This is a genomic window from Polaribacter sp. P097 (assembly GCF_036864555.1).
GTDB lineage: Bacteria > Bacteroidota > Bacteroidia > Flavobacteriales > Flavobacteriaceae > Polaribacter.
Genome location: NZ_JAZETJ010000001.1, coordinates 1000923 through 1025232 on the forward strand (window position 1 = coordinate 1000923; position 24310 = coordinate 1025232).

General features: G+C 30.7%; 25 protein-coding genes and 1 tRNA gene. 17 read left to right on the forward strand and 9 right to left on the reverse strand.

Annotation, left to right across the window (positions count from 1 at the left end; genetic code table 11):
* Positions 1–17 precede the first annotated feature (17 nt).
* The 12 genes from V7R38_RS04720 to V7R38_RS04775 are packed head-to-tail and all read left to right on the forward strand — an operon-like array spanning position 18 to position 10489.
* Entirely contained in the window at positions 18–2420 is a 2403-nt protein-coding gene (locus V7R38_RS04720; RefSeq protein ID WP_334056252.1) for a chondroitinase-B domain-containing protein, read from the forward strand.
* Between the two features lie 47 nt (positions 2421–2467).
* Entirely contained in the window at positions 2468–3604 is a 1137-nt protein-coding gene (locus V7R38_RS04725) for an NAD(P)/FAD-dependent oxidoreductase (protein WP_334056253.1), read from the forward strand.
* Positions 3604–4314, forward strand: a complete 711-nt coding sequence (locus V7R38_RS04730) for a methyltransferase domain-containing protein (RefSeq protein ID WP_334056254.1) — start codon at positions 3604–3606, stop codon at positions 4312–4314. Before V7R38_RS04725 ends, V7R38_RS04730 begins: the two co-directional genes overlap by 1 nt.
* Positions 4315–5367 (forward strand): type III polyketide synthase, encoded by a 1053-nt coding sequence (locus V7R38_RS04735; RefSeq protein WP_334056255.1) that lies wholly within the window; start codon positions 4315–4317, stop codon positions 5365–5367. It begins immediately after the preceding gene.
* A gap of 55 nt (positions 5368–5422) precedes the next feature.
* Positions 5423–6220: an SDR family oxidoreductase gene (locus tag V7R38_RS04740; protein WP_334056256.1), complete on the forward strand. Its 798-nt coding sequence runs from the start codon at positions 5423–5425 to the stop codon at positions 6218–6220.
* A gap of 3 nt (positions 6221–6223) precedes the next feature.
* Positions 6224–6601 carry a nuclear transport factor 2 family protein gene (locus V7R38_RS04745; protein ID WP_334056257.1) on the forward strand — a complete coding sequence of 126 codons (378 nt, stop codon included), beginning with the start codon at positions 6224–6226 and terminating at the stop codon, positions 6599–6601.
* A 1-nt stretch (position 6602) separates the two neighbouring features.
* Positions 6603–7043 (forward strand): 3-hydroxyacyl-ACP dehydratase FabZ family protein, encoded by a 441-nt coding sequence (locus V7R38_RS04750; RefSeq protein WP_334056258.1) that lies wholly within the window; start codon positions 6603–6605, stop codon positions 7041–7043.
* Between the two features lies 1 nt (position 7044).
* Positions 7045–8316 (forward strand): beta-ketoacyl-[acyl-carrier-protein] synthase family protein, encoded by a 1272-nt coding sequence (locus V7R38_RS04755; RefSeq protein ID WP_334056259.1) that lies wholly within the window; start codon positions 7045–7047, stop codon positions 8314–8316.
* A 9-nt stretch (positions 8317–8325) separates the two neighbouring features.
* Positions 8326–8580, forward strand: coding sequence for an acyl carrier protein (locus V7R38_RS04760; RefSeq protein WP_015481467.1), 255 nt, complete (start codon positions 8326–8328; stop codon positions 8578–8580).
* Complete coding sequence (locus tag V7R38_RS04765) at positions 8577–9131, forward strand: 4'-phosphopantetheinyl transferase family protein (RefSeq protein WP_334056260.1); 555 nt, start codon at positions 8577–8579, stop codon at positions 9129–9131. Before V7R38_RS04760 ends, V7R38_RS04765 begins: the two co-directional genes overlap by 4 nt.
* Positions 9131–9580: a 3-oxoacyl-ACP synthase gene (locus V7R38_RS04770; protein ID WP_334056261.1), complete on the forward strand. Its 450-nt coding sequence runs from the start codon at positions 9131–9133 to the stop codon at positions 9578–9580. Before V7R38_RS04765 ends, V7R38_RS04770 begins: the two co-directional genes overlap by 1 nt.
* A 36-nt stretch (positions 9581–9616) precedes the next feature.
* Positions 9617–10489 carry an AraC family transcriptional regulator gene (locus tag V7R38_RS04775; protein ID WP_334056262.1) on the forward strand — a complete coding sequence of 291 codons (873 nt, stop codon included), beginning with the start codon at positions 9617–9619 and terminating at the stop codon, positions 10487–10489.
* Between the two features lie 180 nt (positions 10490–10669).
* On the opposite strand, the gene V7R38_RS04780 is transcribed toward V7R38_RS04775, so the two are convergent.
* The 4 genes from V7R38_RS04780 to V7R38_RS04795 form a co-directional block, all read right to left on the reverse strand.
* Complete coding sequence (locus tag V7R38_RS04780; RefSeq protein ID WP_334056263.1) at positions 10670–11602, reverse strand: ABC transporter ATP-binding protein; 933 nt, start codon at positions 11600–11602, stop codon at positions 10670–10672.
* Between the two features lie 5 nt (positions 11603–11607).
* Positions 11608–12090, reverse strand: coding sequence for an ABC transporter ATPase (locus V7R38_RS04785; RefSeq protein WP_334056264.1), 483 nt, complete (start codon positions 12088–12090; stop codon positions 11608–11610).
* A gap of 74 nt (positions 12091–12164) precedes the next feature.
* A complete protein-coding gene (locus V7R38_RS04790; protein ID WP_334057114.1) occupies positions 12165–12776 on the reverse strand; it encodes a thioredoxin family protein in 612 nt (203 codons plus the stop codon).
* 61 nt (positions 12777–12837) lie between these two features.
* Positions 12838–13782 carry an NAD-dependent epimerase/dehydratase family protein gene (locus V7R38_RS04795; protein WP_334056265.1) on the reverse strand — a complete coding sequence of 315 codons (945 nt, stop codon included), beginning with the start codon at positions 13780–13782 and terminating at the stop codon, positions 12838–12840.
* A 177-nt stretch (positions 13783–13959) separates the two neighbouring features.
* Between V7R38_RS04795 and V7R38_RS04800 the strand changes: the two genes are divergently transcribed.
* Positions 13960–14565: a hypothetical protein gene (locus V7R38_RS04800; RefSeq protein ID WP_334056266.1), complete on the forward strand. Its 606-nt coding sequence runs from the start codon at positions 13960–13962 to the stop codon at positions 14563–14565.
* On the forward strand, positions 14562–15083 hold the full coding sequence (locus tag V7R38_RS04805; RefSeq protein WP_334056267.1) for a nuclear transport factor 2 family protein: 522 nt from the start codon (positions 14562–14564) through the stop codon (positions 15081–15083). Before V7R38_RS04800 ends, V7R38_RS04805 begins: the two co-directional genes overlap by 4 nt.
* Here the strand turns inward: V7R38_RS04805 and V7R38_RS04810 are convergent.
* Complete coding sequence (locus tag V7R38_RS04810) at positions 15076–15564, reverse strand: regulatory protein RecX (protein WP_334056268.1); 489 nt, start codon at positions 15562–15564, stop codon at positions 15076–15078. The genes V7R38_RS04805 and V7R38_RS04810 overlap by 8 nt on opposite strands.
* Before the next feature lie 81 nt (positions 15565–15645).
* Between V7R38_RS04810 and V7R38_RS04815 the strand changes: the two genes are divergently transcribed.
* On the forward strand, positions 15646–16293 hold the full coding sequence (locus V7R38_RS04815) for a hypothetical protein (protein ID WP_334056269.1): 648 nt from the start codon (positions 15646–15648) through the stop codon (positions 16291–16293).
* 51 nt (positions 16294–16344) lie between these two features.
* Here the strand turns inward: V7R38_RS04815 and V7R38_RS04820 are convergent, their stop codons facing one another.
* From V7R38_RS04820 to V7R38_RS04835, 4 genes are read right to left on the reverse strand one after another with little or no spacing between them, the layout of a single operon-like run.
* Entirely contained in the window at positions 16345–19881 is a 3537-nt protein-coding gene (locus tag V7R38_RS04820) for an efflux RND transporter permease subunit (protein ID WP_334056270.1), read from the reverse strand.
* Between the two features lie 11 nt (positions 19882–19892).
* Positions 19893–21062 carry an efflux RND transporter periplasmic adaptor subunit gene (locus V7R38_RS04825; protein WP_334056271.1) on the reverse strand — a complete coding sequence of 390 codons (1170 nt, stop codon included), beginning with the start codon at positions 21060–21062 and terminating at the stop codon, positions 19893–19895.
* 9 nt (positions 21063–21071) lie between these two features.
* Positions 21072–22403, reverse strand: coding sequence for a TolC family protein (locus V7R38_RS04830; protein ID WP_334056272.1), 1332 nt, complete (start codon positions 22401–22403; stop codon positions 21072–21074).
* Positions 22396–23010 (reverse strand): TetR/AcrR family transcriptional regulator, encoded by a 615-nt coding sequence (locus tag V7R38_RS04835; RefSeq protein ID WP_334056273.1) that lies wholly within the window; start codon positions 23008–23010, stop codon positions 22396–22398. The genes V7R38_RS04830 and V7R38_RS04835 overlap by 8 nt, the downstream gene beginning before the upstream one ends.
* Before the next feature lie 129 nt (positions 23011–23139).
* Between V7R38_RS04835 and V7R38_RS04840 the strand changes: the two genes are divergently transcribed.
* Together V7R38_RS04840 and V7R38_RS04845 are read left to right on the forward strand one after the other, a co-directional pair.
* Complete coding sequence (locus V7R38_RS04840) at positions 23140–24111, forward strand: polyprenyl synthetase family protein (protein ID WP_334056274.1); 972 nt, start codon at positions 23140–23142, stop codon at positions 24109–24111.
* 63 nt (positions 24112–24174) lie between these two features.
* A tRNA-Ile gene (locus V7R38_RS04845) sits at positions 24175–24248 on the forward strand.
* The last annotated feature ends 62 nt before the right edge of the window (positions 24249–24310 follow it).

Sequence of the window (24310 nt, forward strand, 5' to 3'; positions counted from 1 at the left end):
ATTTAATTTGTATGTATATGATATCAAATAAAAAGTTTTTTCCTATAATTTTTCTTTCTCTATTTTGGTCAATTTCAATAAATGCGCAATTGGTTTCTACAAATGCTGAGTTAGAAACTGCAATTTCTAATGCCAATGCAGGTTCAGAAATTATTTTAAAAGATGGTAGTTACAACAATGTATTTGTAAATATTAATAAAAACGGAACCAACTCTTCACCTATTGTTGTTAAAGCTCAGAATCCAGGTTCTGTTTTTTTAACAGGTAATTCTCGTGTTTACATGAGAGGAACTTACATTACAGTTTCTGGTTTAATCTTCCAAAATCCATCAAATTTAATAGAAAATGGAAATACAATTGAACCCGTTTTTGAATTAAATCAATGTGACAATTGTACAGTAACAAACAATAAGATTGATGCTTATAATGGCACAGATGCTCAAAAAACATTAAAGTTTAAATGGGTTTACATCATTGATGGTCAGTACAACGAAATTTCGCACAATTCTTTTATTGGTAAATATGGTGTTGGCAGTATTATCAATGACAACAGAAGTAATTCAAATGAAGATTATTTAAAAATTCATCATAATTATTTTGCAGATAGAGTACCTGTAGATAATGATATTAACGGGTTAAATGATCAAGATGCTATTCGAATTGGAACTAGTACCACTTCTTTATCAGATTCCTATTCAGAAGTTTATGATAATTATTTCTACAATTGGTCTGGAGAGGTAGAAATTATATCTAACAAGAGCGGAAAAAACAAATATTACAACAATACTTTTAGAGATTATCAAGGAACGTTAACCTTAAGGCATGGAAATGGCTGTGAAGTTTTTAATAATTATTTCTTTGCAAATAATAACTCATTTACTGGAGGTATTAGAATTATTGGAGAAGATCATAAGGTATATAACAATTACATAGAAGGTATTAACTCTTTTAAACCAACTGGCTCATCTTCTAATGTAACAGGTGGTATAAATGTAATGAATGGTGTTACAAACTCAGCATTAAACCAGTATTATCAGGTAAAAAATGCTCAAGTTGTAAATAACACCTTTGTAAACTGTGATTATGCTATAAGAATTGGAACCTCTTTAGGAGGTACAGAAGAACCAGTTAATTTAACGGTTGCTAATAATATCATGTACAATACAAGCATAAATGCATATCAAATTAATACAACTCCATCAGGAAACTTTGTTTCTGAAGGCAACTTAACCAATTTGTCTAATTCAGATATGGTTGATGATGATAATTTTCATAGGATAAAAGTTGGTAGTGCACCTATTGATGCAAGTATTGGTGCTTATTCATTTGTAACTGAAGACGTTTTAGGTGGTAATAGAGACGCCACTATTGATGCTGGTGCAGAAGAGTTTGGCGCTAATGGATCTAAATTACCATATATAGCAGATGATGTTGGTGTAAAAATTGGCTTTTTATCTTCTCCTTCACCATTTTTAAATACTTCTACAAATGAATTGAATTTTTCAATTTCTGGAGGAAATCTAAATTTTGACGTAAGTGCGAATGTAAATTGGACCATTTCAGAAAATGCAGATTGGTTATCTTTAAACGTTATTGATGGCGTCAATTCACAAACGGTTGCAGCTACCACAACAAATAATACAACTGGTTCAATAAGATCTGCAATTATCACCATTTCTGAATTTGGTGGTACTTTAAATCAAACAATTAATGTCTCACAATCTGATGGTACTTTTAGTGCAAATGACGCTGTTGTACTTACAGGGATTACAGTTACAGGTGTTGGTACACAAGAAGGTGGAATTAATATTCCAGAAAACACTTTAGATGGAGATGATTCTACAAGATGGTCTGCAAATTCATCTAATGGTTCTGCATATTTGACCTATAATCTACAGTGTAAAAAAACGGTAACTAGTGTAAAAATTTACTTTCATAAAGGCGATTCAAGAACATCTTCTTTTAAAATTGCAACTTCTGTTGATGGTACAAATTTTACAGATGTTACAGGGATACTTACAAGTTCAGGAACCACAGTAGGTTTTGAAGATTTCGATTTTTCACCTTTTCAAGAAGTACAATTTATTCGAATTTTTGGTTATGGCAACTCAGAAGGTAGTGGTTGGAATAGTTATGAAGAGGTTCAAATTTTTGGTAATGATTCTTGTGCTTCACTTTCATTGGAAGACATTAATTTAGTTGATAATCAAGTTCAATATTATCCAAACCCAACTTCGAATTTGTTACAAATTACAGCGAATAAAGAAATCGGAACAATAGAGGTTTTTGATATAAAGGGTAAAAGAATTCTAAGTAAAAAAATTACTTCAAGTCAAGGAACTTTAAATGTAACACCATTAGCCAAAGGCATATATTTTATTAAACGAAATTCAATTTCTACCAAATTTATCAAAGAATAATATTGGAATAGCAAGCATTTTTTCTTCTTATTGGTTAAATTAGAGGAATGAAACAAACCCCAGAAAATTTTGATACAATTATAATTGGTGGTGGTTTAGCAGGCCTATGCAATGCTATTCATCTTTCAAAATTTGGAAAATCGGTTTTGTTGATAGAAAAAAACAGCTATCCAAAACACAAGGTTTGTGGCGAATATATTTCTAATGAAGTACTGCATTATTTGTCTTTTTTAGGTATCAATCCTTTTGATTTTGGAGCAGTTAAAATCAATAATTTTCAGCTATCTACAACCAATAACAGGCTTGTTTCTGCAAAATTGCCTTTAGGAGGTTTTGGAATTTCACGTTATCAACTAGATTATATATTATCTGAAAAAGCAAAAGAAAATGGAGTCATTGTGCTGCAAGATACTGTTGTATCAACTCGTTTTAATAACGATATATTTGAGGTTCAAACTAAGAATAGTGAGAATTTTTACAGTAAAATTGCCATTGGTGCTTTTGGTAAGCGTTCTTTATTAGATGTAAAATTAGAACGCGATTTTATTAAAAAGAAATCACCTTACTTAGGTGTTAAAATTCATGTAAGAGGTAAATTCGATGCAAATAAAGTGGCACTGCATAATTTTAAAGGTGGTTACTGTGGCGTTTCTAAAGTAGAAAAAGACGTGATTAACCTATGTTATATAACTAACTTTTCCTCTTTTAAAAAGTATAAAAATATTGCTGATTTTCAAGAAAATGAAGTGTTTAAGAATGAATTTTTAAGAGCTATTTTTAAACAATCAACACCAATTTTTGATGAGCCTTTATCTATTAGTCAAATTTCTTTTGAAACTAAAAATCCAGTAGAAAACCATATGATTATGAGTGGTGATTCTGCAGGAATGATTCATCCTTTGTGTGGCAATGGCATGAGTATGGCTATACAATCTGCACAAATTGCATCTAAACTCATTCTAAATTATTTAGATGGGCAAATTTTATCAAGAAAACAATTAGAAAACGAGTATATTTCAAAGTGGAATAAACAATTTAAATGGCGTTTAAAAGCAGGTCATTTTATTGCAATGTTGTTTAGAAATGATAAAATGGCTAATTTTTTATTACATGTGGTAAGAAAAATTCCGTTTTTATTGCCCATTATTATTAAACAAACCCATGGAAAACCAATAAAATTATAATGGACTTTTTTATCAGTACAAAACAAAGAACAGACAAAGAAGAATTGATGGACGATTTTTCTATTGGAGGTGATTTATTACGCGATACTTTAGATAAATTAGAAAATATAAACAGATGGTTAGGAGGCAATAAAGTAACTATTAATGGCTTAAAAAAGATTTTAGAAAATCATTCAAAAGAGCAAGAAATAACCATTGTAGATATTGGCTGTGGCCATGGAGATATTTTAAGAGATGTTGCAAAATTTGGAAGAAAACATAGTTTTAAATTTAGATTGATTGGTGTAGACGCAAACCCAACAGCAATTGCATATGCCAATGAATTATCTGCAGCATATCCAGAACTAACTTTCGAAACTCAAGATATTTTTTCTGATGATTTTAAAGCCAAGAAGTTTGATGTTGTTTTAGCAACCTTGTTTTTACATCACTTTAAAGAAAAGGAGTTAATTTCTTTTTTAGATAATACCTTAAATCAGACAAAGATTGGGGTAGTTGTAAATGATTTGCACAGGCATAAATTAGCGTATTATTTATTTATGTTGTTATCAATTTTCATTAGCAATAAAATGATTATTGAAGATGGTTTAACCTCAGTTCTAAGAGGTTTTAAGAGAAAAGATTTAGTTAAAATGTCTCATAAAATTAACGTAAAACCCAATATTAGTTGGAAATGGGCTTTTCGTTATTTATGGATTTTAAAAAGATAAATGGCAGTAAAAATAACTTCGGTTGCAAAGCAACTTCCAAAATATTACAGAGAAACCAAAGATATTATTCCTTTTGTAAAACTATGGATGCAAGATCAAGACACGCGTTTTCAGCGAAAAGTAATTAAACTTTTTGAAGGTGCAGCAGTAGACAAAAGATATTCAATTATGGATCCAGAAGAAGTGTTTACAGCCACTTCTTTTGAAGAAAAAAACAATATTTATGCTAGAGAAGTTGTAAAACTAGCAGAGCAATCTTTAAAAAAATCATTAGAAAAAGCCAATTTAAACGCTACAGATTTAGATTACATTATTACTGTAAGTTGTACTGGTATTATGATACCTTCTATGGATGCTTATTTGATTAATTCTCTAGAAATGAAGCAAGATGTTGTGCGTTTACCTGTTACAGAAATGGGTTGTGCAGCTGGTGTTTCTGGTATTATTTATGCTAAGAACTTTCTAAAATCTAACCCAAATAAGAGGGCTGCAGTAGTTGCAGTAGAAGCACCTACAGCAACATTTCAGTTAGAAGATTATTCCATGACTAACATTGTAAGTGCTGCAATTTTTGGTGATGGAGCATCAGCAGTAATTTTATCTTCTTATGATGAAGATAAAGGCCCTAAAATTGTAGATGAAGCTATGTATCATTTTTATGATGCTACACATATGATGGGTTTTAAACTCGTAAATTCTGGTTTACAAATGATTTTAGACAAAGAAGTACCTCAAAAAATTGCAGATCATTTCCCTAAAATTATACATCCTTTTTTAGAAAGAAACAACCTAACGATTCAAAATATAGATCACTTAATTTTTCATCCTGGAGGAAAAAAAATTGTACAAACCGTAGAAGAATTATTTGGTGTTTTAGGCAAAAATATAAACGATACAAAAGAAGTTTTACGTTTGTATGGTAACATGTCTAGTGCTACTGTTTTATACGTTTTAGAACGATTCATGGACAGAAATCCAGCAAAAGGCGAACGTGGAATTATGCTAAGTTTTGGCCCAGGATTTTCAGCACAAAGAATATTGTTAGAATGGTGACAAAAGATATTTTTGTCATGTTGAACTTGTTTAAGCATCTCATAAAATAAATAAAATGAATAGAGAATTTGAACATAAAAACGAATGGGCGTTAGTTTTAGGAGGCTCTAGTGGATTAGGTTTAGCTACAGCCAAAAAACTAGCAAAACACGGTTTACATATTTGCGTTGTGCATAGAAATTCAAGGTCTCAAAAAGAAGAGATTGAAAATCAATTTCAAGAAATAAAAAATGAGAATGTTCACTTCTTAAGCTTTAATATCGATGCTTTAAATACAAATAAAAGAGATCTTGTTTTAGCAAGTTTACAAGACAAACTAGGTCAAAAAGGTAAGGTGAAAACCTTGGTTCATTCTATAGCAAAAGGCAATTTAAAGCCTATGGTTTCAGAAGACAGTCAAACTTTACAGAATGATGATTTTCAAATCACCATAAATGCTATGGCTATTAGCTTGTGGGATTGGTTTAAAGCCATTTTTGATAAAAATTTGTTTGCAGAAGACGCAAGAATCATCAGTTTTACAAGTGAAGGTAATACCAAGCCTTGGCAAAATTACGCTGCAGTTTCTGCTGCTAAAGTGGCATTAGAAGCTATTTCTAGAAACATTGCTTTAGAATTTGCAAAGTTTGGTATTAGAGCCAATTGCATACAAGCAGGAGTTACAAACACTGCTTCATTAAATAGAATTCCAAATAGTGATGAAATTAAAGCACACACGTTAAAACGAAATCCGTTTCAACAGCTAACAACACCAGAGAATGTTGCAAATGTGGTGTATTTATTGTGCAAAGACGAAGCCTCTTGGATTAATGGTACTACTCTTAAAGTTGATGGAGGAGAAAGTTTAAATTAGATTATGAGTTTAGAAGAAAACAAGAAAAATGCAATAGCTTTTTACAAAACAGCATATTTAGGTAGCCCAAAATTAGCTGTGGAAAAATTTGTTGGAGATGAATATATACAGCATAATCCAGATGTTGCAGATGGTATAGAAGGATTTATCCATTATTTCTATAGAATGCAAAAAGAATATCCTAAAAAATCTATTGAGTTTGTAAGATGCATTGCAGAAGGCGATTTGGTTGCGCTACATACACATCAAACTTGGCCAGAAAATGATGAATATGTATCAATGGATTTTTTCAGATTTGATGATAAAGGTAAAATCTGCGAACATTGGGATGCTATACAGCAAATACCAAAAAAATCAGCAAATCCAAATACCATGTATTAGCGTGAAATTTAAAGAAATAATCGAATTATTACCCTATCAAAAACCGTTCTTGTTTGTTGATGAGCTTATTGAAATCTCAGAAAATGGAATTTCAGGAAATTACACATTTCAAAAAAATGAATCTTTTTATGAAGGTCATTTTAAAGATAATCCCATTACTCCAGGTGTAATTCTTACTGAAACTATGGCTCAAATTGGTTTAGTTTGTTTAGGAATTTACTTGTTAAAAGATAAAATTTCATCAGAGAAAAAACCACAAATTGCACTAACTTCAAATCAAATTGATTTCTTTTTACCAGTTTTACCTAATGAGAAAGTTACTGTAATTTCAGAAAAAGAATATTTTAGATTTAGTAAATTGAAATGCAAAGTTAAAATGTTTAATGACAAGAATGAGTTGATTTGTAGAGGAACTATAGCAGGAATGATAATAGCAAAATAAGATGAATAACAGAGTTGTAATTACTGGTTTAGGAGTTGTAGCTCCAAATGGAGTTGGTTTAGGCCAATTTACAGAAGCTATTAAAAATGGTAAGTCTGGTATAGAGTTTCATCCACACCTAAAAGAGAAAGGTTTTTCTTGTTGTATAGGTGGTATTCCTAAGGTTACAGAAGAACAAAAGCTTGAATATTTAACTGCTTTACAATTAAGAGGCTTTAACAGTACCTCTATTTTATATGGTTGTATGGCTGCAATTGATGCTTGGAAAGACGCAGGTTTTTTAGTGGATGAAAATACCTATTTAGATTATGATTCTGGACTTATTTTTGGAACTGGAACTTCGGGTATTGAGAAATTTAGAGAATCAATTTACAAAATTGATGAGCAAAAAGTTAGACGACTAGGAAGCACTTCTGTTGTGCAAACTATGGCAAGTGGAATTTCGGCTTATTTAGGTGGAATTTTAGGTTTTGGAAACCAAGTAACTACAAATTCATCTGCTTGCACTACAGGTACAGAAGCTTTATTAATGGGTTTTGAACGCATTAAAACAGGCAAAGCAAAACGAATGTTGGTAGGTAGTTCAAGTGATAGTTCTTTGTATTCTTGGGGAGGTTTTGATGCGATGAGAGTGATGACCTTTAAGCACAATGAAACTCCAGAAAAAGGCTCTAGACCCATGAGTGAAACAGCTTCTGGTTTTGTGCCAGGAAGTGGAGCAGGAGCTTTAGTTTTAGAATCATTAGAGAGTGCTTTAGAAAGAAATGCACCCATTTATGCAGAGGTTTTAGGTGGTAATATTAATTCTGGAGGACAAAGAAATGGTGGTACTTTAACTGCACCAAATGCAGATGCCGTTCAAAAATGTATAGAGGATGCTATAACAGATGCTTCTATTTCTGCAAGGCATATTGATGCTATAAATGGGCATTTAACTGCTACAAGTAAAGACAGTTTAGAAATAGAAAATTGGACCAAAGCACTGCAAAGAAAAGGGCAAGATTTTCCTTTTATCAACTCATTAAAGTCACAAATTGGGCATTGTTTAGCTGCTTCTGGAGCCATAGAATCTGTGGCTTCCGTTTTACAAATTAAAAATCAATTTGTGTTTCCAAATATCAATTGTGAAGATGTGCATCCTGAAATATCCAATTTAATATCCACAGAAAAAATACCCACAAAATTCATAAATAAAGAACTAAATATTATAGCAAAAGCAAGTTTTGGTTTTGGCGATGTAAATGCTTGTGTTATCTTTAAAAAATATTCTTGATTTTAATCCATGACAAAAGAAGTACTTATTGCAAAATTGAAAGAAATTGTAAAGCCTTACGTGCAAGATGAAGCTGCTTTTAACAATTTATCTGAGAACACAGATTTTATTAAAGATTTAAAAATAAATTCGGCCAATTTAGTTGATGTTGTTTTAGATGTAGAGGATGAATTTGATATTGAAATAGATAATGATTCTATGGAAAAAATGCTATCTGTAAAAGCTGCAATTGAAATTATAGAGGCCAAGCTAGCCGCAAAATGATAGGGAATGATATCGTAGATCTAAAGCTTGCAAAAAAGCAAAGCAATTGGCAACGTAAAGGGTTTTTAGAGAAACAGTTTTCAGCTTCTGAAATAAAAGCAATTCGAAATTCAGAAAAACCATTTGAGTTGGTTTGGCTTTTTTGGAGCATGAAAGAAGCTGCTTACAAATCTTATATAAAAAGTAATAATAAACGCTTTTTTGCGCCTAAAAAATTTAATTGTTGTATCACCTCAAAGAATGAAGCCTTGGTTAAATTTTTAGATGTAGAATTTAGAATAAACTACATTATTACTATAGATTACATCCATTCTTGGGTTGTGCAAAAAACGTCTAAAAACCTTATTCAGAAAGCATTTTTTATTGCTGATGAACGCCAACAATCAACAATAACTAATCAAAGCTTATTGGCTAATTTTACTGATGATATTAGCATCAATAAAAATGAAATAGGGATACCTTATCTTACAAAATCGAACAAAAAACTGCCAACCTCTATTTCTACAGCTCATCATGGAAATTATGGTGCTTATGCAATACTTCATCTATAATGCAACTTAAAGAACAACTTTTAGAATCTTGCAATACGTTTGTAAACAATAGGTTACAAACTGTACAAGAAACCATATCATCAAACCAAAAAGCGTTAACTTCTGAAGCAAAAAGTTCTGCAGGCGATAAGCATGAAACAGGTAGAGCCATGTTGCAATTAGAAATGGAAAAAGCGAGTCAGCAATTAGCAGGAATTTCTGAAATGAATACTATTTTATCTAAGATTGATATTTATAAATCTACCAAAGTTGCACATTTAGGTAGCTTAGTTTTTACCAATATTGGAAACTATTTCTTAAGCATTTCTGCAGGTAAAATTTCTGTAGATAAAGAAGATTATTTTGCAATTTCGGTTTCATCACCTATTGGTAAAATGTTGCTTGGAAAAGCTGAAAAAGAGAATTTTTCTTTTAATAATAAAACTGTAGAAATAGTATTTATTAAATAATTTGTACTTTTATACTAATAGTAAACTCCCCCAACTATGCCAATTACACAATTACCTAATAAATATTGTGCTGTACATACTGAGCCAAACTTTTGTACAGCAAGATTACAAGAGCTTTTTAAGCATCCTCCATTAGAAACAATGACTACCTTTCATAGTCTAAATTACTATACATTATTGTTAATTACAGAGGGTAAAGGAAAACACAATATAGATTATACAGATTACGAATATTCTAAAGGAACACTTTTAGCCATTAGAAGAAATCAAGTGCATCGTTTTTATAAAAGTGATGCTAAAGGGTACTTAATATTTTTTAAAGAAGATTTCTTAAACAGGTATTTAAATGATGCTGAAGTTGCACAATCTATACAAGCGTTTAATGAGCTTTTAACATCGCCAAAAACGCAAATAGAAAATCAAGAATTGGTTGAAATTATAAAATTAGCTCAGGGTTTAGAAATGGAAGCTACCTTTATTTCAGACGAATATTCAAATAGAATTAATAGAAGTTTGTTGCATGTATTATTATCACTAGTGCACAGAATTAAATCTAGAGGTTTTAACAAAGTAGAGCTTAATAATAATTTACAAGAGTTTATCAAGTTTCAAAACTTGGTGGAAAAGAATTACCATAAAACAAAAAAGGTAGAAGATTATGCAGATATGATGGGTTTTTCATCAAAAAAATTAAATAGCATTGTTAACTTTATTAGCAATAAACCAGTAAAAGCATTCATAGACGAGGTAGTTATTATAAAGGCTAAAAGGAACATACTTCATACAAATATGTCTGCAAAAGAGGTGGCATTTAAGCTTGGTTTTAACGATCCTGCTAACTTTTATAAGTACTTTAAAAAACATACTTCTTACACTCCAGAAACCTTTAAAAAAACAGAGAAAGTTTAATTTTTTCCCATTTTTACAGTTAATAATCAAAGAATTACATTTTCTGAATAGGGAAACCTATTAATTTTGTAGTAATACCAATTTGAAAAAATTATAATCCCCCAACTTTTTCATAAGGTGTAAATTTTTTAAGGGGTCATTATGGAATCGTTTATAATTTTTGTCACCTTAATTTTATATTTAGGTGACTTTTTTTGTGCCTAAATAAACAGTTGTGCCTTTTGCAATTGATTGTAAGTGATTTACAAAAAGTGTTTGGTTCTTATGTTCAACTTCTATCAACCAAAATTCTCCTTTAAAATAAGCATTGGTAACTACAGCTAACAAGTCAGATTTGTCAACAATTTTTATTTGATGAGGATAAAGTAACTGTTTGTTATTGTTAATAGTTAATTCATTTACGTCATCAAACAGAGAAGCTACATATTTCTCTTTCGGATTCTTATAAATTTCTTCTGGATTATTATTTACTAAAATGGTATTGTTTTTAATTACCATTAAAAAATCAGCAAAAGAGAGCGCATCATTTTTGTCATGAGTAGCAACAATACAAGCAATATTTTTTTCTTTTAAATAGGTAAATAAATTTCTTCGAAGCGTGTTTTTCTTAAAGTTATCTATTTGACTAAAAGGTTCGTCTAGCAACAAAAGAACAGGTTCTTTAGCTAATGCTCTAGCAATAGCTACTCTTTGCTTTTGCCCACCACTTAAATTTTTAACCTTGGTATTTTCGAAAGCTTTCATTTCTATCACTTCTAAAAGCTCTTGCGTTCTGCGTTCACTTTCTTCAGGATAGAAACGTGATAAGTATTTTTTTATATTCTCTGATACAGAGATATAAGGCATTAAATCAAAGTCTTGGGCTACGTATTTAAAACGCTCAAAACCTGGCACAAGATTAAATTCTGGCCCTAGAATTTGTTCATTATTCCAATAAATGTTGCCTTTATTTAAATCTAGCAAACCATAAATAGCTTTTAAAAGGGTAGATTTACCACAACCACTTTCTCCCATAACACAAAGATGTTCTCCTTGTTTTAGGGTAAAATTAAAATTATCTAAAACTATTTTAGATTTAGAATAACTGAAAGAGATTTGATTTACTAGTAGCATAAATGTTATAAAAATCGACTGTACCAACTATCTTCAATTGGCATTTCCCAGAAATTTTTGAAATCGTAATTATTGTTAACTAGGTTATCAAAAATTATTGACTTACCAGTTAAAGCTTTATTTTTTAGTAGTTTTTTAAAGTCTTTTAACTCTTTATACTGTACAAATTTACCTTGTTTAAAACACACATTCATCTTGTCTAAAAGATCTACTTTGTAGGTTTCTTGCAACTGTAATATAAAGGAAACAGAAGCATCCATTGCTGAGTTAGAAATTGCTGTTTCATTGTATTCTACAACCAAAACTATAAACCTATTGTGTAAAAATTGGTAAGAGGCTTTAAAGTTTTCATCTTCTTTTTGCCAGCTATCTATAAAAGACTTTATTTTATTTTCAAGCTCTTCAATTTCTGTGTTGTAAAATTTTCTACTAGAAGGATAGATCCAAACCTTGGCATCATCAGAAATATCAGTATAATCAACAAACATGGTTCTTTTTTTTGCAAAGATAAGCAAAGAAAAACCGCAAACTTATTAATTTTAGTTTGCGGTTTTTAAAAATGTTAGGCTTCTTTTACAAATGATTTTTGTATCATTTCTACGAAATCATTCTGTGTGCTTTTGCCTTTGTCTTTATTATACCAAACCTGTAGGTCTTGTTTAAAATTGGCATCTAAAACTCCATGTTCTTCTTTATAGTCTGCTACCATTTTTGTAGCAATACTTGGCCTTGGACCCCAAGTGTTCAATACATTTAAATCGTTGTCTAAAATGATTAATTTAGGAATAGACCTACCACCATTTGTAAGGAATAAATCCATCAACTCTAGGTTTTCGTCTCTTAATACAAGTTTTAGCTCAATATTAGAGTTTAAACTAGCCATTTTAGCAATTACTGGTAAGTTTTGTGCTGCATCTCCACACCAACCTTCTGTAATTACAAGCCAAGTTTGTGGTGCTGTAACTTTAGCAATTTCTAATTGCGTGTTTTCTGTAAGTTTTATGGTTTTATCTAAACGTTTCATTCTCTTATCGTTTAACAAACTGTAATTTGTTAACGCTTCAGATTGATTTGGACCCGTAGATTTACCTTCAGCCAAAAGGTGTTTAACCAAATTTTTATATTCTAAATAAGTGTATGTATTTTCTAGACTTTTTGTTATAATTTCTTTCATTTCGTTTTGTGCTAATTTCACTTTTTTAGACGAAATTTCTTTTAAATCTTACAGCAAATAATTACTGCTCTTTTAAGTTGTTAAGAATATCTTCTGTCATAGATTTTAAGTCGAAGTTATGTTTCCAATTCCAGTCTTTTCTAGCTTCAGAATCGTCTATAGATGAAGGCCAGCTATCAGCAATTGCTTGTCTAAAGTCAGGATTATAAGAAATTTCAAAATTAGGAATGTGCTTTTTAATTTCTTCTGCAATTTCTTGAGGCGTAAAATCTATGGCAGATAAATTATAAGCAGTTCTAATTTTTACATCTTCTGGTTTTGCTTGCATTAATTGTATGGTTGCATCTACAGCATCGTTCATATACATCATTGGTAAACGTGTATTTTCTGATAAGAAACACTCAAACTTTTGTTCTTCTAATGCTTTAAAATAAATGTCTACAGCATAATCTGTGGTTCCTCCTCCAGGTTTTGTTTTCCAAGAAATAATACCTGGATAACGTAAACTTCTTACATCTACCCCAAATTTTTCATGATAATAGTTGCACCAAAACTCTCCAGAAACTTTACTTATACCGTAAACTGTAGAAGGTTGCATTACTGTTTGTTGAGGCGTATTTTCTTTAGGGGTTAATGGCCCAAAAACAGCTATAGAACTTGGCCAATATACTTGCTCAATGTGTTTTTCTTTCGCTAAATCTAATACAGCTAAAAGAGAATTCATATTTAGATTCCATGCTTTTTGTGGCATTTTTTCTGCAGTAGCAGACAGCATTGCAGCTAATAAATACACTTGAGTAACCTTGTATTTAATAACTGTTTCTAAAATGGTTTGTTTGTCTGTAGCATCAATAATTTCAAAAGGACCAGAAGACATTTGCTCATCACTACCTTTTCTAATATCTGAAGCAATAACATTTGTGTTGCCATAAATTTTACGCAATTTCTGCGTTAATTCTGTACCAATTTGGCCACTTGCACCTAAAACTAAAATTACAGGATTCATTGTTTAAAATTGAATAGTTCTCAACAACAAAGGTACTTAATTTTGTTATTCGTAAATAGAATATCTTAAACGTTTATTGTGCTGATAAATCCGCAATTATTTTAACTCAACTTTATTAATTTTTATATAATTTATACCATTAAAATTTGTTTATTTTTACAAATCAAATTTATTCTTTTGAAAAACATAATTTACGTTTTAGGCTTATTTTGTATCATTTCTTGTAATGAAACTAAAGAAGATACCATTGTTGAAAATAAAGACAAACCTTCAATGAGTATTGTGCGTAAATATGCCACCGCAAAAAAAATATCTCCAATTTACCAAGAAGAAACCAAGGATTGGGCTGAACTTAAGGCTGTAGATGAATTTTTAGGTCGATTTCAAAATGTATCTGCAAAAGAAATTTTGAGTAATTCTATAGAGTTAGAGGGTTTGGTTGCCTCTTTAAAAAAAGAATCGAAACCAGAAATGTTTAATATACCTTCTTTTAAAGCTCGATTAAATATTTTGCACAATGAAACCTTGAGGCTTGTAGATATGAGAGATATACCTGCAATTACAGCCACTGAAGTTGATGAACAAACTAAAAAAATAATAAATTCATTTTCTGCTGTAAACGATAAAATAAACACCATTTTATCTAAGAAAAGGTTTGAAGATGCCATAGATATTGATGTTAAATATATTGGCTTAGATTCTACTAAAATAGATAGTGTTTCTAAAAAATCAATCAATGAAAATTTACAGCGAAAATTAGAAGAAAAAACCAAAAACCAATGAGAAAACTAGCTTTTTACTTTGTTGCATTCGTAATTTTATTTGCTTGTAAAACCAAGGACAATAAGCCAACTATTGAAGTAAATTTTACGAAAGATAAACAAGCTGTAAATACTTTTATGGATGATTGGCATTTGGCAGCAACTGAGGCCAATTATGAAAACTACTTCTCTAAATTAGATTCTACATCAATATTTATTGGTACAGATGCCTCAGAAAATTGGACAAAAGATGAGTTTGAAGGGTTTAGTAAACCTTATTTTGATAAAGGTAAAGCTTGGGATTTTAAAAGTTTAGAACGTAATGTGTACTTTAATGAAGATGGTTCTATAGCTTGGTTTGATGAATTATTAAAAACTTGGATGGGTGCATGTAGAGGTTCTGGAGTATTAGAAAGAAATGAAAACGGATGGACGTTAAAACACTATATTTTATCTGTGGCAATACCTAATGAAGATATTAAAGAAGTAATTATGGCTAAAAGAAAAAATGATTCTATTTTTCAGAGTTCATTTAATTAGTTTCTTCTAGAATATCATTTACGGTTTTAAAAATAAGCTCGTTTTCAAAACCTTTTCTCATTAAAAAATCGATAAGTTTTTTCTTTTTTTTGTAGCTATTTGTCTCTAAAATAGACTGACTTCTTTTTTCTGTAATTCTATAAATTGTATCTAAATATTCTTGTTCATCAATTTCTTTGAGTGCTGTTTTTATGTTGTAGGCAGAAATTTCTCTAAACTTAAGTTCTCTAATGATACGTTGTTTTCCCCAGTTTTTAATTCTGAATTTACCTCTAGCAAAACTTTTTGCAAAACGCTCTTCGTTTAAAAAATTATCTTGCATAAGGCTAAGCAAAATCATTTCTCTAGCCTCAGGAATTAGCTCATAATCGCGCATTTTTTGTTCAACCTCTTTATGGCACCTGTCTTGATACACACAAAATTGCTCGATTTTGCGCTTAATTTCATCTACAGTAAACGATTTTTTTTGTGGTTTAAACATGTATCAAAATTACGAAAAACAAAATCGTGTTTATTTTAATATTTAATAAATATATTTACATGAAGACACAGATTTGTTGATATGATTAGATACAGAAAGGTTAGAGGGCATGCCAAAATTTTTAAGCAAATAGATGCATGGAAAGATTATCATAAAGAATTAGATTTAGAGCAATTAGAGCATCATAAAAGATATTATAGTAAGTTTTATGTTAGTCCTTTTTGTGATATTTCTGTTACTGGCTCAGAAATACCAACCCCAAAAGGAAAAATTCGTACTAAAATTATCGAAAGTTTTATAGAAATTTTTGATGCTTGGGATGCTCAACTTAAAACATTAAACAAACCTTATCATATAGTGCTATGGCTTTTTGAGAATAATTTAGAACGCTCTCAAGTAGTTTGTGCCATTGATGGTTTATTAGATTTTTATAAGATTTCTTTTTATAGACCAGAAAAACAGAAAAAAATTCCGCTACAAAATTTTGGGAAATTGGCAGATAAATTAGATGATTTTAACTGGATTTATGCTCATGAAGAAGGTTATTTTACATCTACAGATGTACAAGATGAAATTGAATTTGTGAATGAAGGAGATAGTAACGAATTATTAAAGCATTTTAAACGTAGAATAAAATCGTCTTATAGAACTTTTGAAAATGAGGAAGGAGAAACTACCTACTTTCAAAAAATAGGCAACATTTGGATTGGTAGTAAAACAGGGAAATAAAAAATGGCTGAAGTTTAACTTCAGCCATTTTTTATATAATATTATAAGTGTTTAGATTTGATTTTTCTCATCAATTCTTACATTTTCTGTATAAGCCAATTCAGCCTTTTCTTCATTATTTGCTGTTTTCTTTCTTAACCACATTTTAAATTGGGTAATTAAGTAAAATAAAATTGGAACAACAATTAATGTTAAGAAGGTTGCTACAAAAAGACCGTAAATAACTGTCCAAGCTAATGGTCCCCAGAAAATAACATTATCACCTCCCATATAAATTTTAGGATCAAACTCGCTAAATAACGAGAAGAAATCTATGTTTAAACCAATTGCTAAAGGAATTAAACCTAAAATAGTGGTAATTGCTGTTAACAATACTGGTCTTAACCTTGCTTTACCAGCTTTAACTACTGCTTCTAACAAGTCTTTTTTAGGTAGGTAAGCATTGTCTTCTAAACCTAATTTTTCTTTTCTCCTATCAATTAAAAGTTGTGTATAATCTAATAGTACAACTCCATTGTTTACTACAATACCAGCTAAAGATATAATACCCATCATTGTCATCATAATAACAAAAGAAGAACCTGTTAAAACAATACCTCCAAAAACTCCGATAAAGCTTAAGAAAATAGCAATCATAATGATTCCTGGTTTTGAAACCGAGTTGAATTGGAAAATTAAAATAAAGAAAATTAAGGCTAAACCTTTAAAGAATGCTCCACCTAAAAAGGCTTGTTGCTTATTTTGTTCTTCAATTTGACCTGTATAATCTATATTGATGTTTTCTGGTTTACCCTCAAAGTTTTTCATTTCTTCTTTAATCTGATTTACTACAGCAGCAGCATCTACATAACCAGGTGCTAATTGAGAGTAAACAGTAACCACACGTTTGGTATCTCTGTGCTTAATGGCACTAAACCCAGAACTATTGGTTTGCGAAGCTACAGCAGATACAGGTATTGCTCTTACTTGGCCAGAAGCCATATCTCTAAACGTGATTTTTTGATTGAATAAGGCAGATTTATTATACCTGATGTCTTCTTCAAAACGAACGTTAATATCGTAATCATCTCCATCTTCTTTGTAAATACCAGCTTTTGCACCGAAAATTGCATTACGTAATTGTTGGCCAACTTGCCCAGTAGAAACACCTAGCTCACCAGCTTTTTTACGATCTACAATTACTTTCATAGATGGTTTATCTTTATTCACATCTATTTTTAATTCGTCTATTCCAGGTACATTTCTAGTATTTACAAATGCACGCATTCTTTCTGCAGTAGCAATTAATTCTTCATAATTGTTACCTTCTAATTCAATGTTAATAGGCGCACCAGTTGGTGGGCCATTTGCGTCTTTTTCTACAGATATTAATACTCCAGGATAAATACCTGTTAGTGCTTCTTGTACTTTTTGACGCAATTCTTCACTATCTAAACCACGTCTGTATTTGTACTGACGCATTGAAGCTGTAATTTTACCTTTATGTGGCATTTCTGCAGCAGAACCACCATCTGTTTGAGGATTTCCTGCACCTTCACCCACTTGAGAAACCGAACTTTCTACCATAAAGTTACGATCACCATCCATATACATATCTTGATTTAGAACACTGTATACACGTTGTTCTATTTCTTTCGTAATTTTATTGGTTTCGTAAATATCTGTTCCTTCTGGATATTCAATATAAACAACAACCTGATTTGGTTTGTTATCTGGAAAGAATTCCACTTTTGTTCTTTGCGTTGAAAGAGACCAGCCAAAACCACCAAAAGCAGCAAATAAGAGTAAGAATGTTCCAATTGTAATTAAACCAGGTTTCCAGCCTTTTAAAGCTCCTTTCAACATTTTTTCGTAAAAATTTTCTAGCCAAACTAGGGTGTTTCTTTGAAAATAATTGGCAGCTTTTCTTAGAATTAATCTGTATACCCAAAGCATAATAGCAGTAAAAATCATTACTGTACCTAAAGCTCTATAAGCACCACCAAAAATTAAAATTATAATTCCAATTCCTGCAACTATTACTGAGGTTCTTATTATTTTATTAAGTGGCATTTCTTTGTCTTCAGTAGTCATGAATTGTGATACTAAAACCGAGTTAAAGAAAATTGCAACTACTAAAGAAGAACCTAAAACTACTGATAAAGTAATAGGGAAATATATCATGAATTGACCAAATAATCCTGGCCATAAACCTAAAGGAACAAAGGCTGCAACTGTTGTTACAGTAGAAATAATAATAGGGTAAGCAATTTCTCCAATACCTTTTTTGGCAGCTTCAACTCTGCTCATACCTTCCTCATCCATTAAACGATATACATTTTCTACAACCACAATACCATTATCTACCAGCATTCCTAGCCCCATAATTAATCCGAAAAGAATCATGGTGTTTAGTGTATAACCTAATGCTCCTAAAATCATAAGAGACATAAACATAGACATTGGTATTGCAAAACCAACGAATAGTGCATTTTTAAAGCCTAAGAAAAACATTAAAACGATAACTACTAGAATAACCCCAAAAATGATGTTGTTTACTAAATCATCTACTTGACCAATAGTTTTATCAGATAAATCATTGGTTATGGTTACATCTAAGTTAGAAGGAAAATATGATGCTTTGGCTTCTTCTACAATTACTTTTACTTCTTCTGCAGCAGCAACCATGTTTTTACCAGCACGTTTTTTAACATCTAACATTACTACTTGTTTCCCTTCTTTTCTGGCAAACGTAGTTTTGTCTTTTTCTCTAAAAGTTACAGTTGCAACATCTTTTAGGTAAATAGAATTACCTCTTTCAGATTTTATAACAAAGTTTTCTAAGTCTGATGGCTTATCAATCTCACCTAGAATTCTAATAGTTCTTCTTTGGCCACTTGCAATTAAATTACCTGCAGATGATGTAACATTACCTCTTTGAATGGCACTTGTAATATCATCGAAACTAACTTCTACAGCCATCATTTTATAGATGTCTACAGCAATTTCTACTTCTTTGTCTTGTACTCCTCTAATATCTGCTTGTTTTACCTCAGATAAATCTTCAATATCATCTTGTAAATACTCTGCAAATTCTTTTAATTTTTGAAGTGGATAATCTCCTGAAATATTAATATTCAAAAATGGAATTTCTTCAGACATACTTAAATCGAACGCATTAGGATCTACTTTTGCACCATTAAATGTTGGCCAGTCTTCAGAGGCTTTTTCTGTATCTAACTTATCTTTTACACGTTGCTTAGCAACTTCTACATCCATATCATCATCAAACTCAACAATGATCATAGAATAATCTTCTTGAGAGGTAGAGGTTATTTCTACAATACCACTTAACCCTTTTAATTGATCTTCAAGCGGATCTGTAATTAACTTTTCTATATCCTCTGCTGTATTTCCAGGATATAAAGTACTGATGTAAATTTTTGTTTCCTTAATTTCTGGAAAATCTTCTCTAGGCATACTAAAGTAGGCAGAGATACCAAGCACAAGAATCAAGAAAATAGCTACATACATTGTGGTTTTATTGTTAATGGCCCACGAAGAAAGCTTAAATTCTTTATCTGTTTTATTTTGTTGATTTTTATTCATCTTCTTTTTAATTAAGATTTAGAAATTTTAATTTCTTGTCCATCTTTAACGCTTCTAGCACCTGCTTTTATTAGCTTATCACCAACAGTAATACCTTCTAAAATCTCTATAACATCACCTTGTGTTTTCCCTGTTTTTACAACTACTTGTTTTGCAGTTCCAAATTCGTTGTTTAAGTCTGTTATTTTGTAAACATATTGCTCACCTTCTGCATTTTCTGAAATAATACTTTGTGGAATTAATATAGCTTCTGGGCTAGTATAATCGTTTATTTTAAGTTTTGCAGTTAAGTTTGGCTTTATGCTTCTATCTTGATTTGGCACACCAATTTCTACTCTAAAAGTTCTGTTTGCAGGATTTATAAAATTACCTGTTTGACGTACTTTAGTATCTAATGTAGTTCCTAAAACAGGAAACTCTATTTCTACTTCTTTACCAGGTACAATATCTGAAATGTAAGATTCTGGCACATCAGCCTCAATAAACATATTACCTAAGTTTACAATTCTAAAAACTTCTGAACCAGGACCAGGAGAAACTACAGTTCCTTGATCTTTAAATACGTTATCTATAACACCAGCAAAAGGTGCTCTAATTGTAGATTTGCCTAGCTGCTTTTTTAATTGTGCTAACTGGCTTTTTGTAGCTTCGTAGTTAGTTTTAGTTTGTAAAAATTGAATTTCTGAGCCAATTTTTTGGTTCCATAATTTCTCTTGACGCTCATAGGTAGTTTTTGCTAATGCAGTTGTTGCTTCTAGCTGTGCTACTTGTTGCGCTAAACCTCCATCATCGATTCTTGCTAAAACTTGTCCTTTATACACCTTTTGGCCTTCTTTTACCAAAACAGTTTCTAAAGTTCCTGGCATTTCTGGGTAAATCAAGACATTTTGCTTAGTTTTTACGTTTCCTTGTAATTCTAAGAAATGTGTAAACACTTCATTTTTTATAGTAATTGCAGTAACTAAAGGCACTCTTTTAATAGTATCTAACGCTTCTATTTCTGTGTTTAGTTTTTTAATATCGTTAGAAAGTGCTTGCACTTTTTGATCTAATTCAGCTTTTTTAGTACGAATTTGCTTAATGTCTTTGGTTGCAATTACATTATCTATAGATTGCTCTTTTTTATCTCCACAAGAAAATAAAATTAGGGTTGTAAGTACTAATGAATATATTTTTTTCATCTTGGTTAATTATTTAATAGGTATGTTTAATGCGTTTTCTAATGCTGCTTTGTTAGTAATAACGTTAAGCATAGATTGAATGTAATTTTGTTGTTGTGTGTATAATTGCGTTTGTGCTTGTAGTAAGTTAAAGCTAGAAGAAATACCTTCGAAAAACTTAATTCGCTGTTTCTTTTCTATTCTTTCTGCTAACCCTAAATTTTTCTTTGCTGTTTGATAGCTTTCTATACTTAGTTGGTAATCGCTTTTTGCTTTTTTAGCTTGTAATTCTAAACGCTGTTTGGTTTCTTCTAACCTTAAATCTGCCGTGTTTAAAGCAATTTCTGCTTGTGCAATTTTAGAGCTTCTACCCAAACTACTAAAAATTGGCACTTTTAAACTAACACCTAACAATGAAGATTGAAACCATCTTTGACTGCCTCTAAAGAAACTAAACTCGTTAGAAAAAGCCTGTGTACCATAGTTTACAAAAGCACTTAAACTTGGCAAGTTTTTGCTTTGCTCTAATTTCATCATTAATCGCTTTGCTTCTCTATCATTTTCGGCAATTCTATAATCAATATGATTTTCTATTAAGAAGGTTTCACCTACTAAATTTATAGAGATGTTTTCTTCGGTTAAAGAATCTAAAGTGTCTGTTAAAACCAATTCAGTATCAATAGAATTACCTAGAGATAGGTTTAGCATTTGATATGCAATTTCATTTAGTCTTAATACGCTATTTAGTTGATTTTTTACATCTCCTAAAGTTATTTCTAATTGTTCTACATCCTCTTCTTCATTCAATCCGTTTTCATAGATTTTTTTAGCATCATCGTAATTTTTTTGAAGAATTTTAATGTTGTTTTTTAGAATAGAAATACTGTTTTCGGATATTAAAACATTACCATACGCATTAATAACAGCTTCTCTAGTAACCAATTCTGTTTTTTCTTTGGCTTGTTCAGATATTTTTAAGAAAGTTTTGGCAGATTGTAAACCCACTAAATACGTTCCATCAAACAAAAGTTGAGATAAGGTAACAGACGCATTTACATTCTGCTTTGTACCAAAAACAAACTCTTCATCTACACCATCACCATTAATATCTGCAACAGTAATTGGTTGTTTTAAAAAGTTTTGATAATCGATAGCTCCATTAATTTGAGGCAAACCAATAGTGGTAGTTTCCCAAACTTTTTTCTCTGCAGAAGCAATATCGTTTACAGCTGCTCTTGTATTATAGCTGTTTTCTAAAGCCAATTCTATGGCTTTATCTAAAGAAAGGCTAATTGGGCCTTCTTGAGCTTTACTATTTAATGTAAACGCTAGAAAGCAGAATACATAAAAATATTTATTCATAAATAACGGATTGTTTGTTTAATTGATTTTCTAATTCTTCTATTCCTTTATCTGTGGCAATTCCTCTTAAATGATAGTCTAAGTAGTTGGTAATTAAATCGTTCATAGAGTATTGTTGAAGAGGAAACAAATCTCTATCTCTAACCCCAACTAAACCATGAAAATATAACCTAGAAATAAACTCTATATCTATATCATTTCTATATAAATTAAGGTCTATGCCTGTACTTAAGTTTTCTTTTATAGAACCTTGCATAACCCCAAATTGCTTGTTTTTTAGTTCAAGATATATTTTTGGATAATACTTTTGAAGTTGATATTGAGGAGACGATTTTTCATCTTTCAAATTCTGTAAAACCACTTTTTTTATCTCAAAAAGTTCTTCAATAGGGTTTAGGTCTAAATCATAAACACTATCAATCTCACAACAAATATTATCAAACAGATGATCTGTAACCTGTTCTACTAATTGCGTTTTGTTAGAGTAATGCTTGTATAAAGTTTTTTTAGAAATACCTAAGGAGTTGGCTATTTCATCCATAGTAACGCTCTTAAAACCAAGGTTTAAGAACAGTTCTTGCGATTTTTCTAAAATTTTATCTTTCATAAAGTGGGTGCAAAAGTACAACAGGAAACTTTAGAAACAAAAATAGTTTCCAAAGTTTTAATGATTTTTTAACATAACATTTAATTTCTACGAATTCTTTACATTATTTTTACATAAAAATTTAAAGATTTGGACATTAAGCATTATCAAGAAGAATTTTTATCCTATTTAGAATCTAAAGATTGGGTTCAAGAGCCTAAAAATTTATACGAACCAGTAGATTATATTTTAAAATTAGGGGGTAAACGAATTAGACCTGTTTTAACCTTAATGGCTGCAGACATTTTTGGAGCAGATTATAATAAAGCATTACCAGCTGCATTAGCAGTAGAGGTTTTTCATAACTTTACTTTGGTGCATGATGATATTATGGATGATGCACCTCTTAGAAGAGGTAAAGCTACAGTTCATGAAAAATGGGATATTAATACAGCCATTCTTTCTGGAGATGCAATGTTAATTTTGGCTTACAAATATTTTGAAAATTACAAGCCAGAAGTTTTTCAAAAATTGGCCAAATTATTTAGTAAAACTGCTTTAGAAGTTTGTGATGGTCAGCAATTGGATGTTGATTTTGAAACACGTAAAAAAGTAACTATAGATGAGTATTTAAATATGATTTGTCTAAAGACATCTGTATTGGTTGCAGCAGCTTTGAAAATGGGAGCTATTGTTGCTGAGAGTGATGATAAAAATGCTGATCTTATTTATGATTTTGGTTTAAACTTAGGGTTGGCTTTTCAACTCCAAGACGATTATTTAGACACTTTTGGAGATCCAGAATCTTTTGGTAAACAAATTGGTGGAGATATCATGGAGAACAAAAAAACCTTCTTGTACCTTAAAACATTGGAAGTTGCAGATAAGGATACCAAAAAGAAATTAAAGTATTTCTACAGAAAAAAATTAAAAGATAATGGTTTTAAGGTAGTAGAGGTTACACGAATTTATCAAATGAATGATATACCCTACCTTATGTCTAAAGAAATAGAGAAATACACTCAAAAAGCATTTGACACTTTAGATCAAATGGATATTTCTGAAGCAAACAAAACAAACCTAAGAAACTTTGGTACTTGGTTAATGAATAGAACAGTGTAATTATTCTTTAATTTTATTTGCGAATAATTTAAAATTAATAGTACATTTGCACCCTAAATTATTGGTCCTATAGCTCAGTTGGTTAGAGCACCTGACTCATAATCAGGTGGTCCATGGTTCGAGTCCATGTGGGACCACTTTTAGAAACCTTAATTAGCTGTTAATCAGCTTATTAAGGTTTTTTATTTGGTTTCTATCC